Here is a 22,137-nt window from a genome sequence, read left to right as displayed (position 1 = left end):
CAGACGCTCGACCATCAACACACAGCCAGGCTACCGGTATCGCCAAATGAGATGACCTCTAAAAGAAAGGGCGCCGCAGAGCGCCCCGTAAGGGGCGCGGGGAACTGCGCGAGCAACCACGACGGCGCCGCAGTCGGCATCCGGCGTCAGACCACCTGGTGGAGCCACCTCACCGGGGCGCCCTCGCCCGCGTAGCGGAACGGCTCCAGTTCGTCGTCCCACGGCTTGCCCAGCAGCTTGGCGATCTCGGCCTCCAGGGCCGTCTCGCCGCGCTGTGAGCGGGTCAGGGCGGCCCGCAGGCGGTCCTCCGGGATCAGGATGTCCCCGTGGATCCCGGTGACCGCGTGGAAGATGCCGAGGTCGGGGGTGCAGCTGTAGCGCTCGCCCTCGGCCTTCGCGCAGGGCTCGGCCGTGACCTCGAAGCGGAGCAGGTGCCAGCCGCGCAGCGCGGACGCCAGTTTGGAGGCCGTGCCGACCTCGCCCTGCCAGGAGAACTCGGAGCGCCAGGTGCCGGGGGCGGCCGGCTGGCGGATCCAGTCGAGGTTGACGCGCGTGCCGAGCACCCCGGCGACGGCCCACTCGACGTGCGGGCACAGCGCGCGCGGCGCGGAGTGCACGTACAGAACTCCACGTGTCGTCACCGGAACCTCCGGGCAGAGCGGGACATCTTGCTGGCTGGCTGGCGGCAGTGGCACGACGGCCGCGTTGATGGCGAGGCTACCGTGCGGCGGAGCAAGGAGTGTGACGTACCGTCCGTCCCACAGCCAGGAACCCCCGCCATTCACCCAGGGGGACGCTTGTACGGGGGTCGTCCGTTGCAGGCGCGGGGCGGGAACTCCCGCGCGTTGTTATGAAGGGGGACGAACCGGCCGAGGAGAGGACCGACGGGGTATGCGCAAGCAGCGACGCCGGCGTTCGCGTGCCCTGGTGGGCACCGTCGCCGTCACCGCCGCGCTGGGGGTGGCCGGATGCGACGTCCTGGGCGGCTCCTCCGGCACGACCGGCAGCGAGAAGACCCGGGCCTCCCGGGCCGTGCAGGTGTGGGACCGCAGCCCGGCGTCCATCGCGGCCGTCGGCGACTCCGTCACGCGTGGCTTCGACGCCTGCACGGTGCTGTCGGACTGCCCGGAGGTGTCCTGGGCGACCGGCACCAGCGACCAGGTGGACAGTCTGGCGGTACGGCTGCTGGGGCGGGCGGGGGCGGCCGACCACAGCTGGAACTACGCGGTGACCGGCGCCCGGATGGCCGACCTGTCGGACCAGATGGCCGAAGCGGTGGTGCACAGGCCGCAGTTGGTGACGGTGATGGCGGGGGCCAACGACGCCTGTCGTACGTCGGTGCGGGCGATGACCTCGGTGGCGGACTTCCGCGCCCAGTTCGAGGACGCGCTGGGCACCCTGCGCAAGGCGCTGCCGAAGACCCAGGTGTACGTGTCCAGCGTGCCGAATCTGAAGCGGCTGTGGTCCGAGGGGCGGACCAACCCGCTGGGCAAGCAGATCTGGAAGCTGGGCATCTGCCCCTCGATGCTGGCCGACGCGGACGATCTGACCAGCGTGGCGACCCTGCGCCGGGACAAGGTGCAGCAGCGGGTCGAGGAGTACAACAAGGTGCTGGCGGAGGTCTGTGCCAAGGACCGGCGGTGCCGTTTCGACGGCGGGGCGGTGTACGCGTACCGCTTCGGGACCGGTCAGCTCAGTCGCTGGGACTGGTTCCATCCGAGCACCGACGGCCAGTCGAAACTCGCGGCGATCGCCTACCGGACCATCACCGCGAAGGACCCGGTGGACTAGATCCGTGGACTAGACCCTTGGCTTAGGGTTTCCCCATGAGCGAACTTTTCGGCACACTTTCCGACGGCACCGAGGTGCACCGCTGGACGCTGGAGCGCGCGGGGACCCGGGTGCGGGTGCTGTCGTACGGCGGGATCGTGCAGTCGGTCGAGGTCCCGGACCGGACCGGGCGGACGGCGGACGTGGTCCTGGGGTTCGCCGGCCTGGACGGCTACCTGGAGAACCCGGGGCCGTACTTCGGCGCCCTGGTCGGCCGGTACGCCAACCGGATCGCCGGGGCCCGCTTCCCGCTGGACGGCGTGACCTACGCCCTGGAGCCGAACAACGCGCCCAACTCCCTGCACGGCGGCGCCCACGGTTTCGACAAGCGGGTGTGGGAGGTGACGGCCGTCGAGCACGGGGTGCGGCTGTCCCGGGTGAGTCCGCACGGGGAGGAGGGGTTCCCGGGGCGGCTGACGGTCACCGCGACCTACGTACTGGACCAGGCGGGCGCGCTGCACATCTCCTACGAGGCGGTCACCGACGCGCCGACCGTCGTGAACCTCACCAACCACAGCTACTTCAACCTGGCCGGCTCCGGGAACGCGGTCGGCCAGGAACTGCGGATCGCCGCCTCGCGCTACACCCCCGTCGACGGTGACCTGATCCCGACCGGGGTCCTGGAGGACGTCGACGGCTCCCGCTTCGACTTCCGTACGGCCCGCAAGGTCGGCTCCGGCTACGACCACAACCTCGTCCTCGACAAGGGGGTGACGGCGGCCCCGGTCGAGATCGCCGAGCTGCACGACCCGGCGTCCGGCCGCACCCTCACCGTGGCCACCACCGAACCCGGCATCCAGCTCTACACCGCCGAGCACCTGACCGGCCCGTTCGCCCCCGGCGACGGCGTCGCCCTGGAGACCCAGCACTTCCCGGACTCCCCCAACCGCCCGGAGTTCCCCCGCACCCGGCTGGATCCGGGCGCGGTGTACCGCTCGGAGACGGTGTACGGCTTCGGGGTGCGCTGACCGCGGGCGTCCGCAAGCCCCGGCCCAGGGGTCAGGTCCCGGACCGGGGCTGCTCGAAGGGGACTCGTCCCGGCACCGACCTTAGCCGTGGCCATACGGCCGCGGCCGGTGCGGGAGCGCTCCACCGCGATCTCGTACGAACCCTTCACAAACGCCCACGCCCCACGAGCACCATGGCACAGACCACTTCCGACAGGCGATACTGCGGCCGTCCGGCACCACGCACCCCACTGCGACGGAAGGCCAACTCCCTTGAGTTCCCTACGTGTTCGGATCGGCGTCCTGGGAATCGTGCTGCTGGCCGGGGCACTGGCCCCCGGCCCGGCACAGGCCGCGACCGCCCCCGTCCCCTCCCCCACCGTCGAGGAACAGCGACTCGACCAGGCGGTGCCGCAGGAGATACTCCGGCGGTCCGGGTTCGACGACGTGACGCCGGCGTTCGTACGGGCGCTGGAGAACGCCCGCTCCTACCCGCAGGCCCGGCGGATCGTCGTACGGGAGGGCACCGCGTTGTGGCGGCGGGCCGTGGACCGGGCGCAGGGGCGCGGGCCCGCCCGGGGGGATCTGAGCCGGGACGACGACCGGCCGCTGTACTGGGCCCGGCTCGGGATGACCCGGGAAGTGCGCACCTGGGGCCCGGGGTTCGGGGTCAGTGACCGGCAGCGGGCGGCCCTGCTGGACGTGCTGGAGCGGACCTCGCGCGGGCAGACCGACATCCGGTATCCCGGCAAGGGCGTCCGGCGGATACTCGTCACCGGGTTCGACCCGTTCACGCTGGACCGGGACATCCGGATCTCCAACCCGTCCGGGGCGAGCGCGCTGGCCCTGGACGGCACGGTGATCGAGACCTCCGAGGGGCCCGCGCGGGTCGAGACGGCCGTGTTCCCGGTGCGCTGGGACGACTTCGCGGCGGGGATGGTGGAGCGGACGCTGCGGCCGTACCTGCCGAAGGTGGACCTGTTCACGACCGTGAGCCAGGGGCGGGTCGGGCGGTTCGACGTGGAGCGGACGAACGGGGCGTGGCGGGGCGGCTACCCCGACAACGAGAACCTGGGCAGCACCGGGACCGTCCCGGTCGGCGACCCGGCCTCGCAGCCGCAGTGGACGACCACGACCCTGCCGTACGCCGCGATCGTGGCGGCGGGCACGGGGCGCTTCCCGGTGTACGACCACACCGAGGTGACCGAGATACCCGCGGGAGGGACCGACCCCGTCGTACGGGCGGACGGGCCCACCGCCGGGTCGACGGCGCGGGCCGGAGGCGGCGGGAACTACCTCTCCAACGAGATCGCCTACCGGGCCACCCTGCTGCGCGACCGCCTCGGACTGCACGACACGCTGCCGGGCGGGCATGTGCACACGCCGGTGCTGCAGTTCGGCGCCGGGAACACCACGGAGGTGACCGACCCGGAGTTCGTGCGCAACCGGGTGGACATCATCGACCAGGTGCGGGCGATCGTGACCGTGGCGGCGGACGCGAGCTTCAGGAGGTGACCGGCTGGTCCGCGTCCTGCGCGTCCTCGGCCGCCGTCTCCTCGCCCAGCAGGTCGCGGGCGAGGAGGGTGGCGCCCGCGACCGCGCCCGGCATCAGGAACACCGCGACGAACGGCACCAGGAAGGCCAGGCCCAGCGGGGTCCCGAAACCCCACACCAGGGTCTTGCGGGAGCGCAGCAGGGCGAGCCGGGCGCGCAGGTCGACGCCCCGGCGCTGGAGGGCGACGGCGGCGAGTTCCTCGGTGAGGAAGAAGCCGGTCACGAAGAAGCCGACGACGGGTACGGCGGTCTGCCCGACGAGGGGCAGGAAGCCTAGGGCGAAGAGCAGCAGGCCCCAGAGGCAGGCCCGGACCAGGACGCGCAGGCTGTCCCGGGCCGAGATCCACAGCTCGCGCCAGAACGGCAGCCCGGACTCGGGCGCGGTGCCGTCGGGCGAGACGTCCGCGTCGACCTTCTCGGAGAGGTTCTCGTAGAACGGCTGGCCGATCAGCAGCGTCACCGCGGTGAAGGTGAGAACGGCCAGCAGGAGGCCGAGGGCGAACAGCACGGCGGTGAGGAAGCCCCGGAAGAGGCCGAGCCAGGGGCTGGACCAGTCGTCGGCGAACGGGGTGGCCCAGCCGACGAAGTCCTCCCCCCATATCGCGAGGGCGAGCAGGGCCCCCGTGTAGAGGACGAGGGTGATCAGGCCGGGCAGCAGACCGAAACCGAACTGCTTGCCGTGCCGGCCGACCCACCGCTGGCCCTTGAGGAGATATCCGAAACCCGCCCCGAGATCACGCATGGCGAAAACTTTACCGGGGCGCGCGCCGGGCGCAGTGGCGTCGGGGACGCCCCCTGTGGCGCTGTTGAGTCGAACGGGTACGTCTCGCCGTACCGATCTCAGGAACCGGCAGACAGTTCGCCCAGGTGGGTAGGGCGTTGTTCACAGTGGGAGCTGCTTGCGCGGCTCGGTTGAGGAGAACGGATGACGCAGGAGATCACCGTCCAGGGCACGGTCGCGGAGGGCTTCGAAGCGGTGCGCGAGGAGTTCGCCACCTTCGTCGCCGGCGAACCGGCCGACTACGAGGGGCAGTTGTGCGCGTACGTCCACGGCCGGCGGGTCGTCGACCTGTGGGCCGGCGAGGGGGCCGGCGGGGACTCCCTGTACGGCGTGTTCTCGTCCACCAAGGGGGCGGCGCATCTGGTCGTGGCGATGCTGGTGCAGGACGGCACACTGGAGCTGGACCGCAAGGTCACCTACTACTGGCCGGAGTTCGGCGCCGAGGGCAAGGGGACGCTGACCCTGCGGGAGCTGGTCGCGCACCGGGCGGGCCTGGTCGGCACCGACACCGGGTTCAGCTCGCAGGAGCTGGCCGACGACCGGGCGATGGCGGAACGTCTGGCCGACCAGCGGCCGTTCTGGCGCCCCGGCACGGCCTTCGGCTACCACGCGCTCGTCATCGGCGCGCTCACCGGTGAGGTGGTACGGCGCGCGACCGGCCGTACCCTCCAGGACGTGTACGAGGAGCGGGTCCGGGCACCGTACGGCCTCGACTTCTTCCTGGGCCTGCCGACCGCCCACGAGCCGCGTTTCCGCACCACCCTGCCGATGCGGCCGACCCCCGAGCAGCAGACCCTGCTCGGCTCCCTGCCGTCCGGACCGCAGACCCTGGCCGGGATCGCCTTCAACGAGCACGCGGCCGAACCCACGGACCTGACGGCCCTCCCCAACGACCGGCTGGTCCGCGCCAAGGGACCGGCGTCCTTCGGCGGGGTGGCGTCGGCGCGCGGCCTGGCCGGGATGTACGCGGCCCTGCTCAGCGAGATCGACGGCGAGGCCCCGCTGCTGAAGGAGGACACGGTCGCGGAGTTCGGCCAGTTCCACTCGGTGGGGTACGACCTGGTGGCCCGGACCCACAGGTCGTACGGCCTGGGCTTCCAGGCGACGGCGGACGTCTGGCACCCGTTCCTGGGGGCGGGCACGATCGGCCACAGCGGAGCGGCGGGCTCCCAGGCGTTCGCGGACCCGAGGAGCGGGGTCGCCTACGGCTACACGCGCCGAAGGTTCGCGTTTCCCGGCGGGGCCGCACCGGAGAACGACCGCCTGGCGAGGGCCGTCCACGAGGCGGCACGCGAAACGCGCTGAGCGCCACCCACCCAAGGGGCGCGGGGAACTGAGCGACCAGCCACGAAGCACCCGCACCCGGCACTGATCCGGCACCCGGCACACGAGAGGCCGCACCCCACGTCCAAGGGTGCGGCCTCCGCAGAGCGCAACGAGCCGACCGGACCGGCGTCACGCGGCGGCGTCAGCGCGTCAGAGCTTGACGACCATCTTGCCGGTGTTGTCCCCGCGCAGGACCCCTAGGAACGCCTCCACGTTGTTCTCGATGCCCTCGACGACCGTCTCGCCGTACTTCAGCTGTCCGGAAGCCACCCAGGGGCCGACCTCGGCGACGAACTGCGGCTGGAGGTCGTAGTGGTCGCCGACCAGGAAGCCCTCGATCCGGCCGCGGGTCTGGATGAGGCGGGCGAGGTTCTTCGGGCCGGGGACCGGCTCGGTGCTGTTGTAGGCGGAGATCATGCCGCAGACCGCGATCCGGCCGTCCCGGTTCAGCTGGCCGATGGCGGCCTCCAGGTGGTCGCCGCCGACGTTGTCGAAGTAGACGTCGATGCCGTCCGGGGCGGCCTCGCGCAGCTGCTGGGCGACCGAGCCGTTCTTGTAGTTGAAGGCCGCGTCGAAGCCGTACTCCTCGACCAGCAGCTTGACCTTGTCGTCGGAGCCGGCCGAGCCGATCACCCGCGAGGCGCCCTTGAGCTTCGCGATCTGGCCGACCTGGCTGCCGACCGCGCCGGCCGCGCCGGAGACGAAGACCGCGTCGCCCTCCTTGAAGGAGGCGGTGCGCAGCAGGCCCGCGTAGGCGGTGAGGCCGGTCATGCCGAGCACGCCGAGGTACGTCGACAGGGGCGCGGCCGCCGCGTCGACCTTGACGGCGTTCTTCGCGTCCACGACCGCGTACTCGCGCCAGCCGAGGAAGTGCAGGACGTGGTCGCCGACCGCGATGCCCTCGGCGTTCGACTCGACGACCTCGCCGACCGCGCCGCCCTGCATGACCTTGCCCAGCTCGAAGGGGGGGATGTACGACTTCGCGGTACTCATCCGGCCGCGCATGTACGGGTCGACGGAGAGGTACTTGTTCCGTACCAGCACCTGCCCCTCGCCCGGCGTGCGGACCTCCGCCTCGACCAGGGCGAAGTCCTCGGGCTTCGGCCAGCCGACGGGACGGCTCTGGAGGTGCCACTCGCGGTTGATCATGACATGCGCCTTTCCGAAATACTTCAGTACCTGAAACAACCATGCTCCTGAATATTTCAGGATGTCAAGTAACGGGGTATCCTGGAGTTCATGTCCACCCCACAGTCCAGCCCAGCGAAGCCCCGCCGCCCCGACGCCCTGACCCTTGACGTCGTCGAGCTCATCGGGGACGTCGTGGCCCGTTTCTACGCGGACTACGAGGAGGCGGCCGGCGAGCACGCCCTCACCGGGGCGCAGGCGCGGCTGCTCAGCCTGCTGTCGCTGGAGCCGCTGCCGATGCGCAAGCTGGCGCAGAAGCTGAAGTGCGAGCCGTCCAACGTGACGGGGATAGTGGACCGGCTGGAGGCGCGCGGCCTCGTGGAGCGGCGGCCCGACCCGGCGGACCGCCGGGTGAAGCTGGCCGCGGCGACGGACGAGGGCCGCCGGGTCGCCCGCGACCTGCGCGACGGGCTGCGCTTCGCGCGCGAGCCGCTGGCCGGACTGTCGGACGAGGAGCGGCTGTCGCTGCGGGATCTGCTGCGGCGGATGCTGACGGCGTGAACGCCGAGAGGGCCGGCCCGTGACGGCGCCGGCCCCCTTCCGGAGAGTTACGCGAACCGGCCGGGCCGGTAGTCGCCGGCCTGGACCTGGAAGATGACGTTCAGCCGGTTGAAGGCGTTGATGACGGCGATGGTCGCCACGATCGCGATCAGCTGGTCGTCGTCGTAGTGCTTGGCCGCGTTCTCCCAGACCTCGTCCGGCACACCGCCCGCCGCGTCGGCGATCCGGCTGCCCTGCTCGGCCAGGTCCAGGGCCGCGCGCTCGGCCTCGGTGAACACGGTGGCCTCGCGCCAGGCGGCGACCAGGTGGAGGCGCTGCTGGGTCTCGCCGGCGGCGGCCGCGTCCTTGGTGTGCATGTCGAGGCAGTAGCCGCAGCCGTTGATCTGGCTGGCGCGGATCTTCACGAGCTCCAGGGTGGCCGGGGACACCCCCGCCTCCGCGGTGACCGCGCCCGCGGCGACGAAGTGCTTGACGAGCTTGTTCGTGAGGGGGCTGGCGAAGAGGTTCAGACGGGCTTCCATGGTGTGCTCCCTGTGGTGTCTCCCAGTGGGTTGCACACCTGTGACGGAGCGGGCGCGTCGAATGTGACAGGTTTGCTGGATTTGCTTTGGCGGTGGTTCGGGTGCGGGCCGGTGGGGGCTGGTCGCGCCCACGCGGCGGAGCCGCACATCGACACAGCCCCGCGCCCCTGCGGGGCGCGTTCAAGGGGCCCCGTCTACGTGCACCACCACAAGAACCGGTTGCACGTCTGGCTCGGCGAGGGATCCGGGGTCGGGTCCGAGGTCGTCGGGTCCGCCGCCGGGGTCGAGGGCGAGGTGGCCGCCGAGGTGGTCGCCGGGGCCGTCACCACGCCCGAGCCCGTCGTCGCCGACTGGGCCGACGGGTTCTTCGGGGACGCCGACGGCGAGTCGGACGCCCTGTCCTTCGAGGAGGACGGGGACGGTGACGCGGAGGGGTCGGCCGCGGCGGAGCCCGCCGCGCCGGACGCGGTGTCCGGGGGCTGGGCGGTGGTGCCCGGCGAGGCCGTCGACGTACCGCCGTCGGCCGTGCTGCCGCCCGCGGCCGCGTCCGGGGTCGTGAACGGTATGGCGTCCGTGCCGAGTTCGGCGAGGCTCAGGCCGCCCGCCGCCAGCACGCACGCCGCGGTCACCAGCAGGACCCTGCGGCGCCGCCGGCGATGGGCCGCGGCCTTGCGGTCGCGACGGCTTCCGTCGGGGCCGGACGGCTCCTCGGGATCCTCGGCGGGGCCCTCGGCGGCGCGCCCCCGGCTCCGGTCGCCGCGCCCGCGCGCCGCCCGCCGCCGATCGGCCCGGCCGCCTGCCGGTGCCTCGTCGTCCCCGTCGTCCCCGGCGCTCTCGTCACCGTCGTCGCCCGCACCGCCGTACCCGTCGGCGCCGGACTCCGGCTCCGCGTACGTCGCCGCATCCGGCGCAACCTGTCCCGGGGCGGACGCGCGTAGCGTTTCGACCGGTGTGCCGCACCCCGGGCAGGCGAGGGCGCCGTTGAGGTGCCGTCGGCACGGGTAGCAGAAGTCCATGACGCGGGAAGACTAGGTTCCCCACGGGTCACATAACCAGCCGCCTCTGTGAAGGTTCTGTGGGGGACCGAAAAACCTATCGCAAGCCTTGCCGAAACCGTTACCTGTTCGACCCATTGACACCTCCGCCGCCCCGTCCTTACTGTCACGCCAGCATTTCGAACGTGTGACGAAATCTCGAACAGCTGAAGGGCAACCGCCGTGCGCATCACCGGAATCAGCACACACGTGGTCGGGACGCCGTGGCGCAACCTGACCTACGTCCAGGTGCACACCGACGAAGGGATCACCGGAGTCGGCGAGACCCGGATGCTCGGTCACACCGACGCGCTGATCGGCTACCTCCGGGAGGCCGAGACCAACCACATTCTCGGTTCGGACCCGTTCGCCGTGGAAGACCTCGTACGCCGGATGAAGTACGGCGACTACGGCCGTGCGGGTGAGATCGTCATGTCCGGCATCGCCGTCATCGAGATGGCCTGCTGGGACATCAAGGGCAAGGCGCTGGGCGTGCCGGTGTGGCAGCTGCTCGGCGGGAAGGTCACCGACAAGGTCAAGGCGTACGCCAACGGCTGGTACACCACCGAGCGGACCCCGGAGGCCTATCACAAGGCCGCCCAGCAGGTCATGGAGCGCGGGTACAAGGCGCTGAAGATCGACCCGTTCGGCACCGGGCACTTCGAGCTGGACCACGAGCAGACCCTGTACGCCGTGTCCCTCATCGAGGCCGTGCGGGACGCCATCGGGCCGGACGCCGAGCTGATGCTGGAGATGCACGGCCGCTTCTCGCCCTCGACCGCGGTACGTCTGGTGCGCGAGCTGGCGCCCTTCAAGCCGGCCTGGCTGGAGGAGCCCTGCCCGCCGGAGAACCTGAAGGCGCTGGAGAAGGTCGCCGCCAAGGTGGACATCCCGGTCGCCACCGGCGAGCGCATCCACGACCGCATCGAGTTCCGCGAGCTCTTCGAGAGCCAGGCCGTGGACATCATCCAGCCGGACGTCGGCCACATCGGCGGCATCTGGGAGACCCGCAAGCTCGCCGCCACCGCCGAGACCCACTACGTCCTGGTCGCCCCGCACAACGTCGGCGGCTCGGTGCTCACCGCCGCCTCCCTCCAGGTCGGGTTCACCTCCCCGAACTTCAAGATCCTGGAGCACTTCAACGACTTCGCCGACGCCGAGATCAAGAAGGTGGTCAAGGGCGCGCCGGAGGTCGTGGACGGGTACTTCCACCTCTCGGACGCGCCGGGGCTCGGGGTCGAGTTCGACGCCGACGCGGCCGCCGAGTTCCCGCAGCAGCAGGCCCGGTTCGACCTGTGGGCCGAGGGCTGGGAGCAGCGCAAGCCGAAGGGCACGAAGTGAGCGCGTCCCAGGTCGTCGTCGAGGCGCCGGGCGTGCACCGGGTCGAGGCGCACACGCCCCGCGAGCCCGGCCCCGGCGAGGCGCTGGTCGCCGTGCACGCGGTCGGGATTTGCGGAAGCGACCGTGAGGTGTACCAGGGGAACCGGCCCGAGGGGTATGTGCGGTACCCGCTGACACCCGGCCACGAGTGGTCGGGGACCGTGTCCGCGGTGGGCCCCGGGGTGCCCGTCTCGCTCGTCGGCCGCAAGGTCGTCGGCGAGGGCTTCCGGAACTGCCAGGTGTGCGACCGCTGCCACGCCGGCGAGACCACCCTGTGCACCGACGGCTACGAGGAGACCGGCTTCACCCAGCCGGGCGCCATGGCCACCACCCTCACCCTCCCGGCCCGCCTGCTGCACGCCCTGCCGGACGACGCCGACCTCACGGCGGCCGCGCTCCTGGAGCCCGCCGCCTGTATCGCGGCGGCCGCGCTGAAGGGCAACGCGCAGCCGGGCGAGCGGGTCGCGGTGGTCGGCACCGGGACGCTCGGCATGTTCGCCGTGCAGTTCCTGAAGGCGATCTCGCCGGGTGAACTGCTGGTCGTCGGCACGCGCAACGACCGGGAGGCGCTCTCCCGGCAGTTCGGTGCCAGCGACTTCCGCACCAGGGACCAGGAACTGCCCGACGATTTCGACGTCGTGATCGAGACCGCCGGGTCCGCGTCCGCCGCGCGCACCGCCGCCTCCCTGCTCAGGCGCGGCGGACGCCTGGTCCTGACCGGTATCCCGGCCGCCGGCGCCGAGGGACTGGACCCGACCGACCTGGTCGTACGGCAACTGGAGGTGCACACCGTCTTCGGGGCACCGCCGGACGCCTGGTCGCACACGGTCCGCGTCTTCGGGGCCGGTCTCCTCGACCCGCTCCCGCTGGTCACGCACGAGCTGCCGCTGACCGAGTTCCCCCAGGCCATCGAGCTGGTGGGGGCCGGTGATCCGAAGGTGGGCAAGGTGCTGCTCCGCCCCTAGTCGTACGCCGGCCGCGGCGTGCCCTGACCTCGCCGTGGCCGGCGTACCACCAAGTCCTTTCTCTGCCCCGAGCCGCGAACCTTGTCCGAAATACCGAACACGAAGGACAGCTTGTGACCACCGACGCTTCCGTCACGGCGGCCCGCCGACCCGGTGAGCAGGCACTCACCGCGCTCGGCCTGGGCGCGCCCGCCCTCGACCCCGCCGACGCCTCCGCCCACAGCTTCCCCGGCGGCGGCAAGTGGCGCACCGAAGTCCCCTCCTGCGAGGGGCCCGAGGCGCTGGCCGTCGTTCTCAAGGAGTCCTCCCGGCTGGACGTGCCGATCCACCGGATCAGCCAGGGCAGCGGCGTGTGGATGCTCACCGACGCCGAGATCACCGAGATGGTCGAGGCGACGAACGAACGGGACATCGAGCTCTGCCTGTTCACCGGTCCGCGCGGCACCTGGGACATCGGCGGCTCGGTGCGGTCCGACTCGCGGGGCGCCGGGCTGCGCGCCCGGGGCCACGACGCGGTCGCGGGCTGCGTCGAGGACGCGGTCCGGGCGACGGAGCTGGGCGTCAAGTGCCTGCTCGTCGCCGACGAGGGCGTGCTGTGGACGCTGCACCGGGCCCGGCAGGCCGGGATCATCCCGGCGGACACCACGCTGAAGGTGTCCGCGCTGATCGGGCCGGTCAACCCGGCCTCGTACTCGGTCTTCGAGCACCTCGGCGCCGACTCGGTCAACGTCCCCAGCGACCTGACGCTCGATCACCTCACCGAGATCCGCCGGGTGTCCGGCGCCCCCATGGACATGTACATCGAGGCCCCCGACGACCTCGGCGGCTACATCCGGATGTACGAGGTCGCCGAACTGATCCGGCGCGGCGCCCCGATCTACCTGAAGTTCGGCCTCTCCAGGGCGCCCGGCATCTACCCGTGGGGCACCCATCTGCGGGACGTGACCCTGGACACCGCGCGGGAGCGGGTGCGGCGTGGACGGCTGGCGCTGGACCTGCTCGCCCGGCACGGGGCGGACGGGGACATGGCGCCGCTGGGCTCGCGGCTGCCGGGGGCGCTCAACCGCTTCCCCACCGAGGGTTCCGCCTGATGAACGTGGGTGACTGCGGGTCCGCCGCGGCAGATCGCGCAGTTCCCCGCGCCCCTGAAGGGGCGCCTCGACCGACCTTGCTTGAAACATCTCAACGACGAGAAGAACAGGGACCGATCACATGCGCACTCGTAGAAGCGCCCTTACCCTCATAGCCGGGGCCGCCTCGCTCGCCCTCACGCTGTCCGCCTGCGGGCAGAGCAGCGACGGTGGCAGCAAGACCGAGAGTGGCAGCGCCAAGGGCGGCACCATCGGCATCGCCATGCCGACCAAGTCGTCCGAGCGCTGGATCAACGACGGCAACAACGTCGTCAAGAACCTGACGGCCAAGGGCTACAAGACCAAGCTGGTCTACGGCGAGGACGACCCGGACACCCAGGTCTCGCAGATCGAGAACCTGATCACGCAGGGCGTCAAGGGCCTGATCATCGCGGCCATCGACAACAAGTCCCTGAACAACGTGCTCCAGGAGGCCGCGGACGCCAACATCCCGGTCATCGCCTACGACCGGCTGATCCTCGGCACCAAGAACGTCGACTACTACGCGTCCTTCGACAACACCAAGGTCGGTGTCGAGCAGGGCACGTACATCGTGCACAAGCTGGGCCTCGACGCCGGCAAGAAGGGCCCGTTCAACATCGAGCTGTTCGCCGGCTCGAACGACGACAACAACACCAAGTACTTCTTCAACGGTGCGATGAGCGTGCTCCAGCCGTACATCGACAAGAAGGAGCTGGTGGTCAAGTCCGGTCAGACCGCGCTGAACAAGGTCACCACGCTGCGCTGGGACGGTGCGACCGCGCAGTCCCGGATGGAGGACATCCTCACCTCCTCCTACAAGTCAGCCAAGGTCGACGCGGTGCTCTCGCCGTACGACGGCATCTCGATCGGCATCATCGCCGCGCTGAAGTCGGACGGCTACGGCTCCAGCAGCCAGCCGCTGCCGGTCATCACCGGTCAGGACGCCGAGCTGGCCTCGGTGAAGTCGATCATCGCGGGCGAGCAGACGCAGACCGTCTACAAGGACACCCGGCAGCTCGCCAAGGTCGCCTCGACCATGATCGACGACGTCCTGAACAAGAAGAAGCCGCAGACGAACGACACCACGACGTACGACAACGGCTCCAAGGTCGTCCCCGCGTACCTGCTGCAGCCGGTGAGCGTCGACAAGACCAACTACGAGGACGTCCTGGTCAAGGGCGGTTACTACACCGACGCCGAGCTCAAGTAACCGCCACTCCCTACTGATTGGAAGGCACGACCATGGCGGGACCCGTCCTGGAAATGCGCTCGATCGTCAAGACCTTTCCCGGCGTCAAGGCGCTGTCGGACGTCACACTGACCGTCCGCCAGGGCGAGGTCCACGCCATCTGCGGGGAGAACGGCGCCGGCAAGTCGACCCTGATGAAGGTCCTCTCCGGCGTCCATCCGCACGGCAGTTACCAGGGTGAGATCCTCTTCGAGGGGGAGCCCTGCGCGTTCGGTGACATCCGCGCCAGCGAGCAGCGCGGCATCGTCATCATCCACCAGGAGCTGGCGCTGTCGCCGTATCTCTCGCTGGCGGAGAACATCTTCCTCGGCAACGAACACGCCAAGGGCGGGTTCATCGACTGGCGGGAGACCCTGCGGCACGCCACCCAACTGCTGCGCCGGGTGGGTCTGGACGACCATCCGGAGACCCGCGTCACCGACATCGGCGTGGGCAAGCAGCAGTTGGTGGAGATCGCGAAGGCGCTGTCGAAGAAGGTGAAGCTGCTCATCCTGGATGAGCCGACCGCCGCCCTGAACGACGAGGACAGCGGCAAACTCCTGGACCTGATCCTGGAGTTGAAGAACCAGGGCATCACCTCGATCATCATCTCGCACAAGCTCAACGAGATCCGCCGGGTCGCCGACTCGGTGACGATCATCCGGGACGGGCACTCCATCGAGACCCTCGACGTGAAGTCGAAGGAGACGACGGAGGAGCGGATCATCGCGGGCATGGTGGGCCGCGACCTGGACCACCGCTTCCCGGAGCGGACCGCCTACGAGGGCGAGAAGGACGCGGCGCCGGCCCTGGAGATCCGCGACTGGACCGTGCGGCACCCGATCGACCAGGAGCGCAAGGTCGTCGACGACGTGTCGATCCACGTGAGGCGCGGCGAGATCGTCGGCATCGCGGGCCTGATGGGCGCCGGCCGCACCGAACTCGCGATGAGCGTCTTCGGGCGGACCTACGGCCGCTACGCCGGCGGCACGGTCCTCAAGGACGGCACCGAGATCCGTACCAAGTCGGTCGCGGAGGCGGTCGGGCACGGCATCGCGTACGTCACCGAGGACCGCAAGCACTACGGCCTCAACCTGATCGACACCATCAACCGCAACATCTCGCTGACCGCGCTGGAGAAGGTCGCCCGGCGCGGGATCGTGGACGAGCACGAGGAGCGGCAGGTCTCCGAGGGCTACCGCACGTCCATGAACATCAAGGCGCCGACGGTCTTCGAGCCGGTGGGCAAGCTGTCGGGCGGCAACCAGCAGAAGGTCGTCCTCAGCAAGTGGATCTTCGCGGGTCCGGACGTGCTGATCCTGGACGAGCCGACCCGCGGGATCGACGTGGGCGCCAAGTACGAGATCTACACGGTCATCGACCAGCTCGCCGCCCAGGGCAAGGCGGTCGTCTTCATCTCCTCCGAGCTGCCCGAACTGCTCGGCATGTGCGACCGCATCTACACCATGGCCGCGGGCCGCCTGACCGGTGAGGTGCCCAGGGCCGAGGCCACGCAGGAAGTGCTGATGCGCCATATGACGAAGGACAAAGAGGTATCGCGATGAGCACGGATGTCACCGCCAAGAGCCCGGCGCCCGCGCCGCCGGGCAAGAGCGGATCGGCCGCCGGCGGGAGCCTGATCCGGCTGGTGCTCGACGGACTGCGCCGCAACATGCGCCAGTACGGCATGCTGATCGCGCTCGGTCTGATCGTCGCCCTGTTCGCGGTGTGGACCGACGGGGACCTGCTGCTGCCGCGCAACGTCTCCAACCTGGTCCTGCAGAACAGCTACATCCTGATCCTCGCCATCGGCATGATGATGGTGATCATCGCCGGGCACATCGACCTGTCGGTCGGCTCGCTGACCGCGTTCGTGGGCGCCTTCGCGGCCGTCCTGACGGTCAACCACGGGGTGCCGTGGCCGGTGGCGCTGCTCCTGTGCCTGGCCATGGGGGCGGTGGCCGGCGCGGTGCAGGGCGTGTTCATCGCCTATCTCGGCATACCGTCGTTCATCGTCACCCTCGCCGGGATGCTGCTCTTCCGCGGGCTCACCGAGATCCTGCTCCAGGGCCAGACCATCGGTCCGTTCCCGAACGGCCTGCAGAACCTGGGCAACGGCTTCCTGCCCGAGGTGGGCCCGCACACCAACTACCACAACATCACGCTGCTGCTGGGCATCGTGCTGATCGCCGCCGTGGTCTGGCAGGAGTTCCGCGACCGCCGCCGCCAGCAGGAGTTCTCCCTGGACGTGCTGCCCACCCGGCTCTTCCTGGTGAAGCTGGTCGCGCTGGGCGCCGCGATCCTCGTCCTCACGCTGCTGCTGGCCAGCTACAAGGGTGCCCCGATCGTCCTGATCGTGCTGGGCGCGCTGGTCGTCGGCTACGGCTACGTGATGCGCAACGCGGTCTTCGGCCGGCACATCTACGCGATCGGCGGCAACCTGCCGGCGGCCAAGCTGTCCGGCGTCAAGGACAAGAAGGTCACCTTCTACGTCTTCCTCAACATGGGCGTGCTCGCGGCCCTGGCCGGTCTGGTGGTAGCGGCCCGGCTGAACGCGGCCTCGCCGAAGGCGGGCGACGGCTTCGAACTGGAGGCGATCGCCTCCTCGTTCATCGGCGGCGCCTCCATGAGCGGCGGTGTCGGCACCATCCTCGGTGCCATCATCGGCGGCCTCGTCCTCGGCGTGCTGAACAACGGCATGAACCTCCTCAGCGTCGGCACCGACTGGCAGCAGGTCATCAAGGGCCTCGCCCTGCTGGTGGCGGTCGGATTCGACGTGTGGAACAAGCGCAAGTCCGGTTCGTAGTCAGCGCGGGCCCCGCCGGAAGGCGGGGCCCCTCCTATTTGCAGGAGCCGCACATGGAACTGAACAGACGCACGGTCATCGCAGGCGCGGCAGCCGCCGGTATCGCCGCCACCACCCTCGGCACAGGGACCGCCGAGGCCGCCTCGGGAGGCAGGAAGCCGGTGAAGGAGCCCTTCGGGAAGCTCGCCGACGGCACCAAGATCTACCGCTGGTCGCTGGAGAACGGCGGCACCCGGCTGAAGGTCCTCAACTGGGGCGGTGTCGTCCAGACCCTGGAACTCCCGGACCGCCGGGGCCACTACGCCAACGTCGCCCTGGGCTTCGACAACATCGACGACTACGTCGCCAAGACCCCGTACTTCGGCGCCCTGATCGGCCGCTACGGCAACCGCATCGCCAAGGGCCAGTTCACCCTCGACGGCAAGAGCTACCAGCTCTCCGTCAACGACGGTGTGAACAGCCTGCACGGCGGCACCCAGGGCTTCGACAAGCACGTCTGGGACGTCGAGCCGTTCGTCAAGGGCTCCGACGTCGGCCTCGTCCTGCACTACACCAGCGTCGACGGCGAGATGGGCTACCCGGGCACCCTCAAGGCGAAGGTGACGTACACGCTCACCAAGCGCGGCGAGTGGATCATCGACTACCAGGCCACCACCGACAAGGCCACGGTCGTCAACCTCACCAGCCACGTCTACTGGAACCTGGCCGGCGAGGGCAGCGGGACGATCGAGGACCACGAGCTGACCATCCCGGCGGGGCGGTACACGCCGACGGACTCCGGCCTGATCCCCACCGGTGAGCTGGCCACCGTCCGCGGCACCCCGTTCGACTTCCGTGAGACGAAGACGATCGGCCGGGACATCCGGGCCGGGCACGTGCAGCAGGTGCAGGCCAAGGGCTTCGACCACAACTGGGTGCTGGACAAGGGCATCACCGCGAAGCCCGAGCACGTGGCCACGCTGCGCGACCCGCGCTCCGGCCGCACCCTGAAGATCGCCAGCGACCAGCCGGGGCTCCAGTTCTACTCCGGCAACTTCCTGGACGGGACGCTGACGGGCACGGGCGGGCGGACGTACCGGCAGGGCGACGCGCTGTGCCTGGAGACCCAGCACTTCCCCGACTCGCCGAACCACAGCAACTTCCCGTCGACGGTGCTCCGGCCGGGGCAGGTCTACAGGACGCGGACGGTTCACACGTTCGACGCCTGAGACGACGTGGGCGCGGCCGGTAAGGGGCCGGTCGCGCCCACGTTGGGGGCGAAACGTAAACTCACAATTTTTTCACACCGATTGAACGGCGCCGCCCCCGTATCCGTACTGGATGGCGGCCCGTGCTCCCCCGCGCGGGCCGCCCAGAACGACGGGCCCGAACGTCCCCATCGGGCCCGCCTCATACGGAGGTTCAATGGCCGGCAGCGTCACCTCGTTGTTCCGCAGCGGTGCCCACAGCCCGTCGATGGCGGCGCTGACCCGCGAGGGGGGCGACGGAACCGGCCCGGTCGACTTCTGCATACCCTGCAACCCGTACTTCCCCACCCCGGCCATGATGGAAACGATGGCCGCCCGGCTGAAGGACATCGTCACCTTCTACCCGAGCAGCGCCGACACCATCACCGCCGAGCTGTGCCAGCTCCTCCAGCTCCCCCCGCAGGCCGTGGCCATGGGCAACGGGTCCACCGAGCTGATCACCTGGATCGACCACCTGCTGGTCCGCGAGTCCCTCGCCATCCCCGTCCCCACCTTCGGCCGCTGGACCGACCAGCCGATGGAGACCGGCAAGCGCGTCGACATGTTCCCGCTCCAGGAGTCCAACGGCTTCGCCCTGGACCTCGCGCAGTACGCCGACTTCATCCGCAAGCGGGGCACCAAGGTCGCCGTCATCTGCAACCCCAACAACCCCGACGGCGGGTTCCTGCACAAGCAGCAGCTGGTGCAGTTCATGGACGCCATGGCCGACCTGGACCTGATCGTCATCGACGAGTCGTTCCTGGAGTTCGCCGACGCCGAGGCCGAGCCCAGCGTCGTGCAGGAGGCCATGCTGCGGCCGAACGTCATCGTGCTGCGCAGCCTCGGCAAGAACTTCGGCCTGCACGGCATCCGCTTCGGCTACATGGTCGCCAACCCCTCGCTGGCCGGCAAGGTCCGTTCGATGCTCCCGAAGTGGAACCTCAACGCCTTCGCCGAGTACGTCGTCTTCATGCTCAAGGAGCACGGCACCGAGTACGCGCAGAGCCTGCTCCAGGTGCGCCGTGACCGTCTGGAGATGGCCAGCCAGCTGTCCCTGCTGCCCGGCCTGACGGTCTACCCCTCGCAGGGCAACTTCCTCTTCGTGCGCCTTCCCGTCGGCGCCGAGGGCACCGTGGTGCGGGACCGGATGCTCACCGAGCACCGGATCCTGGTCCGCGAGTGCGGCAACAAGATCGGATCCTCCAGCCGCTTCCTGCGTCTCGTGGTGCGCCCCGAGGTGGACGTGCGTCGCCTGGTGTCCGCCATGGAGCAAGTCCTCTACGGGACCAGGAGGGGAGCCGCCGTACCCGAGCTGAGCACCGGGACCAGCTACAGCTCGGGTACGGCGGCGGTGGACCGGCTGGTGAGCGAGACCAACGGGGCGGGCATGCAGCTCGCGCAGGCCGTCGGCGCGATGTCCGCTCCGGGACTCGCCGCCGCTCCCGCCGCCGGCGTCGGCATGCCGCTCCCCGTCGCCGCGCAGCAGGGCGGTGCCGGGATGCCGATGCCGGCGGCAGCCATGCAGATGCAGCAGCCTCAGCAGCAGCCGATGATGGCGCAGATGGCGCCGGTGGCTCAGATGGCCCCGGTGACGCAGATGCCGCAGGCCCCGGCCCCCATGCAGGCGCCGGCCATGGCTCAGATGCCCATGCAGATGCAGATGCCGACCCCGGTCCCGGCTCCCGCGCCGGCCGGGCCCACGCCGCCCGGGGTACCGGCCCGGGGTGGACTGACGGCCGCGCAGGTACGGGGGATGACGGCACCCGCGCCGCCGGCACCGAACCTGGCCCCGGCCCCGGCCACCGGCTGGCCGAACGCGCAGAGCTGGCCCAACGCGGCGGGAATGGGCCAGGCCGGCTAGTTCCCGCAGGGGTGCGGCGTACGCGGCCGGGTGCGGCACCGTCGTGGCTGGTCGCGCAGTCCCCCGCGCCCCTTTCGGGGCGCTTGATCCACGGGGGTACGGGACGCCTGGCCGGTCGCGCGGTTCCCTGCGCTCCTGAAGGGGCGTTCGTGCAACCCCCCTGTCTTTTGGGGGCGCGGGGAACTGCGCGATCAGCCCCCACCGGCCCGCGGTGGACGAACCGTGCGGCCAGCGGGGCGCGGTCAGAGCCGCACGGCGTGCAGGAGTGCGGCTCCGAGGGGGAGGGGGTGGCTGGACGTCGGCTTGAAGCCGGTCTCCGTCAGCAGGCGCCCGTAGTGGGCCTCCTCCCGCTCCCGGCCGCCCACGTTGCACAGCATGTGGATGTCCCAGGCCGCCGCCGTGTCGCCGGGCAGCAGGCGCTCCACGACCAGCAGGCGGCTGCCCTCGCGCATCGCCGCCGCGCAGCGGCGCAGGATGGTCAGGCAGCGTTCGTCGTCCCAGTCGTGCAGGACGCGGGACAGGAGGTAGACGTCGCCGTCGGCCGGGACGGAGTCGGTGAAGTCGCCCTCGACGAAGGTGCAGCGGCCGGCCAGGTCGGCCAGGTGGGAGCGGGCCGCCGCCAGGGCCTCGGGGCGTTCCAGCAGGACGCCGTCCAGGTGTCCGTGGGCCCGCAGCACCCGGCCCAGCAGCGCGCCGTTGCCGCCGCCGACGTCCACCACGCGTCGTACGCCGGAGAAGTCGACCAGGTCCGGCACCGGCGTGAACATCTCCGCGCTCGCCGCCATCGACCGGTGGAAGAGGTCACCGAGTTCGGGGTGCTCGGCGAAGTGCCGGAAGTGGTGCTTGCCGAAGCGCTGGGCGAAAGCTTCCTGCCCAGTGCTGACGGCGTACGGGAGCCCCGCGAAGGAGTCGTAGAAGGGGCCGCCGTAGAGCAGTGCGAGGGGGTGGAGGGAGTGCTCGGTACCGGTGCGCAGGGGCTCGCCGAGGGCCGTGAGGCGGTGGGTGCCGTCGGGCGAGGACGTCACCAGGCCCAGGGTCGCGAGGTAGCGCAGGAGGCGCTGCAGGGCGTCGGGGTCGGTGTCGGTGAGGGTCGCGAGGGCGGTGGTGTCCAGGGCGGGGTGGCCGGCCAGGTGGTCGGCGATGCCCAGCTCGGCCATGGTGCGGACGGCCTGGGTGGCCCAGGCGCCGGTCATGACGCGGAGAAGGGCGAGGGCGGGGTCGGGGAGGGGTTCCTGGCGGCCGGGCAGGCGGAGCTCGAAGCGCAGGTGGCCGGCGGTGCGGAAGTAGAGGACGGTGACGTTCTCGTGGTTGTTGTAGCCGCCGCCGTCCGGGACCGCGCCGCCGCGTTCCGTCAGCAGGGTGCGCAGGCCCGCGGGGATCACCCGGCCCGGCGCGGTCACCGCGAAGGCGTGGTGGGACTCGTGCTCCGTGGCGCGTTCGTCGGCGGCGACGGCCTCCAGCGGGGAGCCGGGCGGCACCGGCAGCGCGAAGATCTCCACGCTCCGTCCGGCCACGGGCACGTGCACGATCCCGACCGGGCTGTCGCCGACCGCGGCGCCGTAGCGCCGGGCCAGCCGCCCGCGCACCACCACGCTCGGTGCGACCGGGCCCGGGTCGAGACCGGCGCCGCGCAGTTCGTCACGGAGCCCGTCGAGGGAGGCGGGGAAGACCAGGACGGCGGTGTGGTCGTAGCCGAGGTGACGGGCGGCGTCGGTCCGCTCGTCGGCCGTCAGGCCGGGCAGCAGCCCGGCGAGGACCTGGTCCGTGTCGTGGTCGCGGACGTGCTCGGCCGCGCGCCGGATCCGGGTCAGGTCGGTTTCCGTCAGACATGCCTGTACGACGGAGAGGTTCATGAAGAATTCCCGGTGATCGTGGGG

General features: G+C 70.7%; 19 protein-coding genes. 13 read left to right on the top strand and 6 right to left on the bottom strand.

The genetic code is table 11. The annotated features are described in order from the left end of the window. Window positions 1-146: 146 nt before the first annotated feature. Window positions 147-641: a DUF3145 domain-containing protein gene (locus IEZ11_RS07140; RefSeq protein WP_093503479.1), complete on the bottom strand. Its 495-nt coding sequence runs from the start codon at window positions 639-641 to the stop codon at window positions 147-149. A gap of 250 nt (window positions 642-891) precedes the next feature. On the opposite strand from IEZ11_RS07140, the gene IEZ11_RS07135 reads away from it, so the two are divergent. The 3 genes from IEZ11_RS07135 (at window position 892) to IEZ11_RS07125 (ending at window position 4,292) form a co-directional block, all read left to right on the top strand. Next, window positions 892-1,791: an SGNH/GDSL hydrolase family protein gene (locus IEZ11_RS07135; RefSeq protein WP_189261713.1), complete on the top strand. Its 900-nt coding sequence runs from the start codon at window positions 892-894 to the stop codon at window positions 1,789-1,791. A gap of 35 nt (window positions 1,792-1,826) precedes the next feature. Beyond that, a complete protein-coding gene (locus IEZ11_RS07130) occupies window positions 1,827-2,798 on the top strand; it encodes an aldose epimerase family protein (RefSeq protein ID WP_189261712.1) in 972 nt (323 codons plus the stop codon). A gap of 252 nt (window positions 2,799-3,050) precedes the next feature. Continuing rightward, window positions 3,051-4,292 carry a pyroglutamyl-peptidase I gene (locus IEZ11_RS07125; protein ID WP_189261711.1) on the top strand — a complete coding sequence of 414 codons (1,242 nt, stop codon included), beginning with the start codon at window positions 3,051-3,053 and terminating at the stop codon, window positions 4,290-4,292. On the opposite strand, the gene IEZ11_RS07120 is transcribed toward IEZ11_RS07125, so the two are convergent. Beyond that, window positions 4,282-5,073, bottom strand: a complete 792-nt coding sequence (locus IEZ11_RS07120) for an EI24 domain-containing protein (RefSeq protein ID WP_189261710.1) — start codon at window positions 5,071-5,073, stop codon at window positions 4,282-4,284. The two genes, IEZ11_RS07125 and IEZ11_RS07120, sit on opposite strands and share 11 nt — an antisense overlap. Before the next feature lie 183 nt (window positions 5,074-5,256). Between IEZ11_RS07120 and IEZ11_RS07115 the strand changes: the two genes are divergently transcribed. After that, window positions 5,257-6,417 (top strand): serine hydrolase domain-containing protein, encoded by a 1,161-nt coding sequence (locus IEZ11_RS07115; protein WP_189261709.1) that lies wholly within the window; start codon window positions 5,257-5,259, stop codon window positions 6,415-6,417. A 171-nt stretch (window positions 6,418-6,588) separates the two neighbouring features. On the opposite strand, the gene IEZ11_RS07110 is transcribed toward IEZ11_RS07115, so the two are convergent. Beyond that, the gene (locus IEZ11_RS07110) at window positions 6,589-7,587 is read right to left on the bottom strand and encodes an NADP-dependent oxidoreductase (protein WP_189261708.1); all 999 of its coding nucleotides are present in this window, start codon (window positions 7,585-7,587) and stop codon (window positions 6,589-6,591) included. Window positions 7,588-7,677: 90 nt separating this feature from the next. On the opposite strand from IEZ11_RS07110, the gene IEZ11_RS07105 reads away from it, so the two are divergent. Next, window positions 7,678-8,127: a MarR family winged helix-turn-helix transcriptional regulator gene (locus IEZ11_RS07105; protein ID WP_189261707.1), complete on the top strand. Its 450-nt coding sequence runs from the start codon at window positions 7,678-7,680 to the stop codon at window positions 8,125-8,127. Between the two features lie 47 nt (window positions 8,128-8,174). On the opposite strand, the gene IEZ11_RS07100 is transcribed toward IEZ11_RS07105, so the two are convergent. Together IEZ11_RS07100 and IEZ11_RS07095 are read right to left on the bottom strand one after the other, a co-directional pair. Continuing rightward, a complete protein-coding gene (locus IEZ11_RS07100; RefSeq protein WP_189261706.1) occupies window positions 8,175-8,648 on the bottom strand; it encodes a carboxymuconolactone decarboxylase family protein in 474 nt (157 codons plus the stop codon). A 194-nt stretch (window positions 8,649-8,842) separates the two neighbouring features. Then, window positions 8,843-9,664 carry an SCO2400 family protein gene (locus IEZ11_RS07095; protein ID WP_189261705.1) on the bottom strand — a complete coding sequence of 274 codons (822 nt, stop codon included), beginning with the start codon at window positions 9,662-9,664 and terminating at the stop codon, window positions 8,843-8,845. Between the two features lie 201 nt (window positions 9,665-9,865). Between IEZ11_RS07095 and IEZ11_RS07090 the strand changes: the two genes are divergently transcribed. From IEZ11_RS07090 to IEZ11_RS07055, 8 genes are all read left to right on the top strand, one after another. Further along, window positions 9,866-11,023, top strand: a complete 1,158-nt coding sequence (locus IEZ11_RS07090) for a mandelate racemase/muconate lactonizing enzyme family protein (protein WP_189261704.1) — start codon at window positions 9,866-9,868, stop codon at window positions 11,021-11,023. Then, window positions 11,020-12,027, top strand: a complete 1,008-nt coding sequence (locus tag IEZ11_RS07085; RefSeq protein WP_189261703.1) for a zinc-dependent alcohol dehydrogenase — start codon at window positions 11,020-11,022, stop codon at window positions 12,025-12,027. The genes IEZ11_RS07090 and IEZ11_RS07085 overlap by 4 nt, the downstream gene beginning before the upstream one ends. Window positions 12,028-12,140: 113 nt before the next feature. Further along, complete coding sequence (locus tag IEZ11_RS07080; RefSeq protein ID WP_189261702.1) at window positions 12,141-13,118, top strand: hypothetical protein; 978 nt, start codon at window positions 12,141-12,143, stop codon at window positions 13,116-13,118. A 121-nt stretch (window positions 13,119-13,239) separates the two neighbouring features. Then, a complete protein-coding gene (chvE, locus tag IEZ11_RS07075; RefSeq protein WP_189261701.1) occupies window positions 13,240-14,349 on the top strand; it encodes a multiple monosaccharide ABC transporter substrate-binding protein in 1,110 nt (369 codons plus the stop codon). A 32-nt stretch (window positions 14,350-14,381) separates the two neighbouring features. Beyond that, window positions 14,382-15,932 carry a multiple monosaccharide ABC transporter ATP-binding protein gene (gene mmsA / locus IEZ11_RS07070; protein ID WP_189261700.1) on the top strand — a complete coding sequence of 517 codons (1,551 nt, stop codon included), beginning with the start codon at window positions 14,382-14,384 and terminating at the stop codon, window positions 15,930-15,932. Then, window positions 15,929-17,173 carry a multiple monosaccharide ABC transporter permease gene (gene mmsB, locus IEZ11_RS07065; protein ID WP_189261699.1) on the top strand — a complete coding sequence of 415 codons (1,245 nt, stop codon included), beginning with the start codon at window positions 15,929-15,931 and terminating at the stop codon, window positions 17,171-17,173. The genes mmsA and mmsB overlap by 4 nt, the downstream gene beginning before the upstream one ends. A gap of 53 nt (window positions 17,174-17,226) precedes the next feature. Beyond that, window positions 17,227-18,381: an aldose epimerase family protein gene (locus IEZ11_RS07060; protein ID WP_189261698.1), complete on the top strand. Its 1,155-nt coding sequence runs from the start codon at window positions 17,227-17,229 to the stop codon at window positions 18,379-18,381. A 196-nt stretch (window positions 18,382-18,577) separates the two neighbouring features. Beyond that, window positions 18,578-20,260, top strand: a complete 1,683-nt coding sequence (locus IEZ11_RS07055) for a pyridoxal phosphate-dependent aminotransferase (RefSeq protein WP_189261697.1) — start codon at window positions 18,578-18,580, stop codon at window positions 20,258-20,260. A 242-nt stretch (window positions 20,261-20,502) separates the two neighbouring features. On the opposite strand, the gene IEZ11_RS07050 is transcribed toward IEZ11_RS07055, so the two are convergent. Next, the gene (locus IEZ11_RS07050) at window positions 20,503-22,113 is read right to left on the bottom strand and encodes a methyltransferase (protein WP_189261696.1); all 1,611 of its coding nucleotides are present in this window, start codon (window positions 22,111-22,113) and stop codon (window positions 20,503-20,505) included. Between the last annotated feature and the right edge of the window lie 24 nt (window positions 22,114-22,137).

This window comes from Streptomyces fuscichromogenes, from assembly GCF_014645815.1.
Lineage (GTDB): Bacteria > Actinomycetota > Actinomycetes > Streptomycetales > Streptomycetaceae > Streptomyces > Streptomyces fuscichromogenes.
Note: the sequence above shows the minus strand (reverse complement) of the source record. Positions and strands in the feature narration are given on the sequence as shown.

Excerpts from the sequence above, each read along its gene's own strand:
- IEZ11_RS07135 (WP_189261713.1), top strand. The coding sequence starts at position 892 with ATGCGCAAGCAGCGACGCCGGCGTTCGCGTGCCCTGGTGGGCACCGTC.
- IEZ11_RS07130 (WP_189261712.1), top strand. The coding sequence starts at position 1,827 with ATGAGCGAACTTTTCGGCACACTTTCCGACGGCACCGAGGTGCACCGC.
- IEZ11_RS07120 (WP_189261710.1), bottom strand. The coding sequence starts at position 5,073 with ATGCGTGATCTCGGGGCGGGTTTCGGATATCTCCTCAAGGGCCAGCGG.
- IEZ11_RS07115 (WP_189261709.1), top strand. The coding sequence starts at position 5,257 with ATGACGCAGGAGATCACCGTCCAGGGCACGGTCGCGGAGGGCTTCGAA.
- IEZ11_RS07110 (WP_189261708.1), bottom strand. The coding sequence starts at position 7,587 with ATGATCAACCGCGAGTGGCACCTCCAGAGCCGTCCCGTCGGCTGGCCG.
- IEZ11_RS07105 (WP_189261707.1), top strand. The coding sequence starts at position 7,678 with ATGTCCACCCCACAGTCCAGCCCAGCGAAGCCCCGCCGCCCCGACGCC.
- IEZ11_RS07100 (WP_189261706.1), bottom strand. The coding sequence starts at position 8,648 with ATGGAAGCCCGTCTGAACCTCTTCGCCAGCCCCCTCACGAACAAGCTC.
- IEZ11_RS07095 (WP_189261705.1), bottom strand. The coding sequence starts at position 9,664 with ATGGACTTCTGCTACCCGTGCCGACGGCACCTCAACGGCGCCCTCGCC.
- chvE (WP_189261701.1), top strand. The coding sequence starts at position 13,240 with ATGCGCACTCGTAGAAGCGCCCTTACCCTCATAGCCGGGGCCGCCTCG.
- mmsA (WP_189261700.1), top strand. The coding sequence starts at position 14,382 with ATGGCGGGACCCGTCCTGGAAATGCGCTCGATCGTCAAGACCTTTCCC.
- mmsB (WP_189261699.1), top strand. The coding sequence starts at position 15,929 with ATGAGCACGGATGTCACCGCCAAGAGCCCGGCGCCCGCGCCGCCGGGC.
- IEZ11_RS07060 (WP_189261698.1), top strand. The coding sequence starts at position 17,227 with ATGGAACTGAACAGACGCACGGTCATCGCAGGCGCGGCAGCCGCCGGT.
- IEZ11_RS07055 (WP_189261697.1), top strand. The coding sequence starts at position 18,578 with ATGGCCGGCAGCGTCACCTCGTTGTTCCGCAGCGGTGCCCACAGCCCG.
- IEZ11_RS07050 (WP_189261696.1), bottom strand. The coding sequence starts at position 22,113 with ATGAACCTCTCCGTCGTACAGGCATGTCTGACGGAAACCGACCTGACC.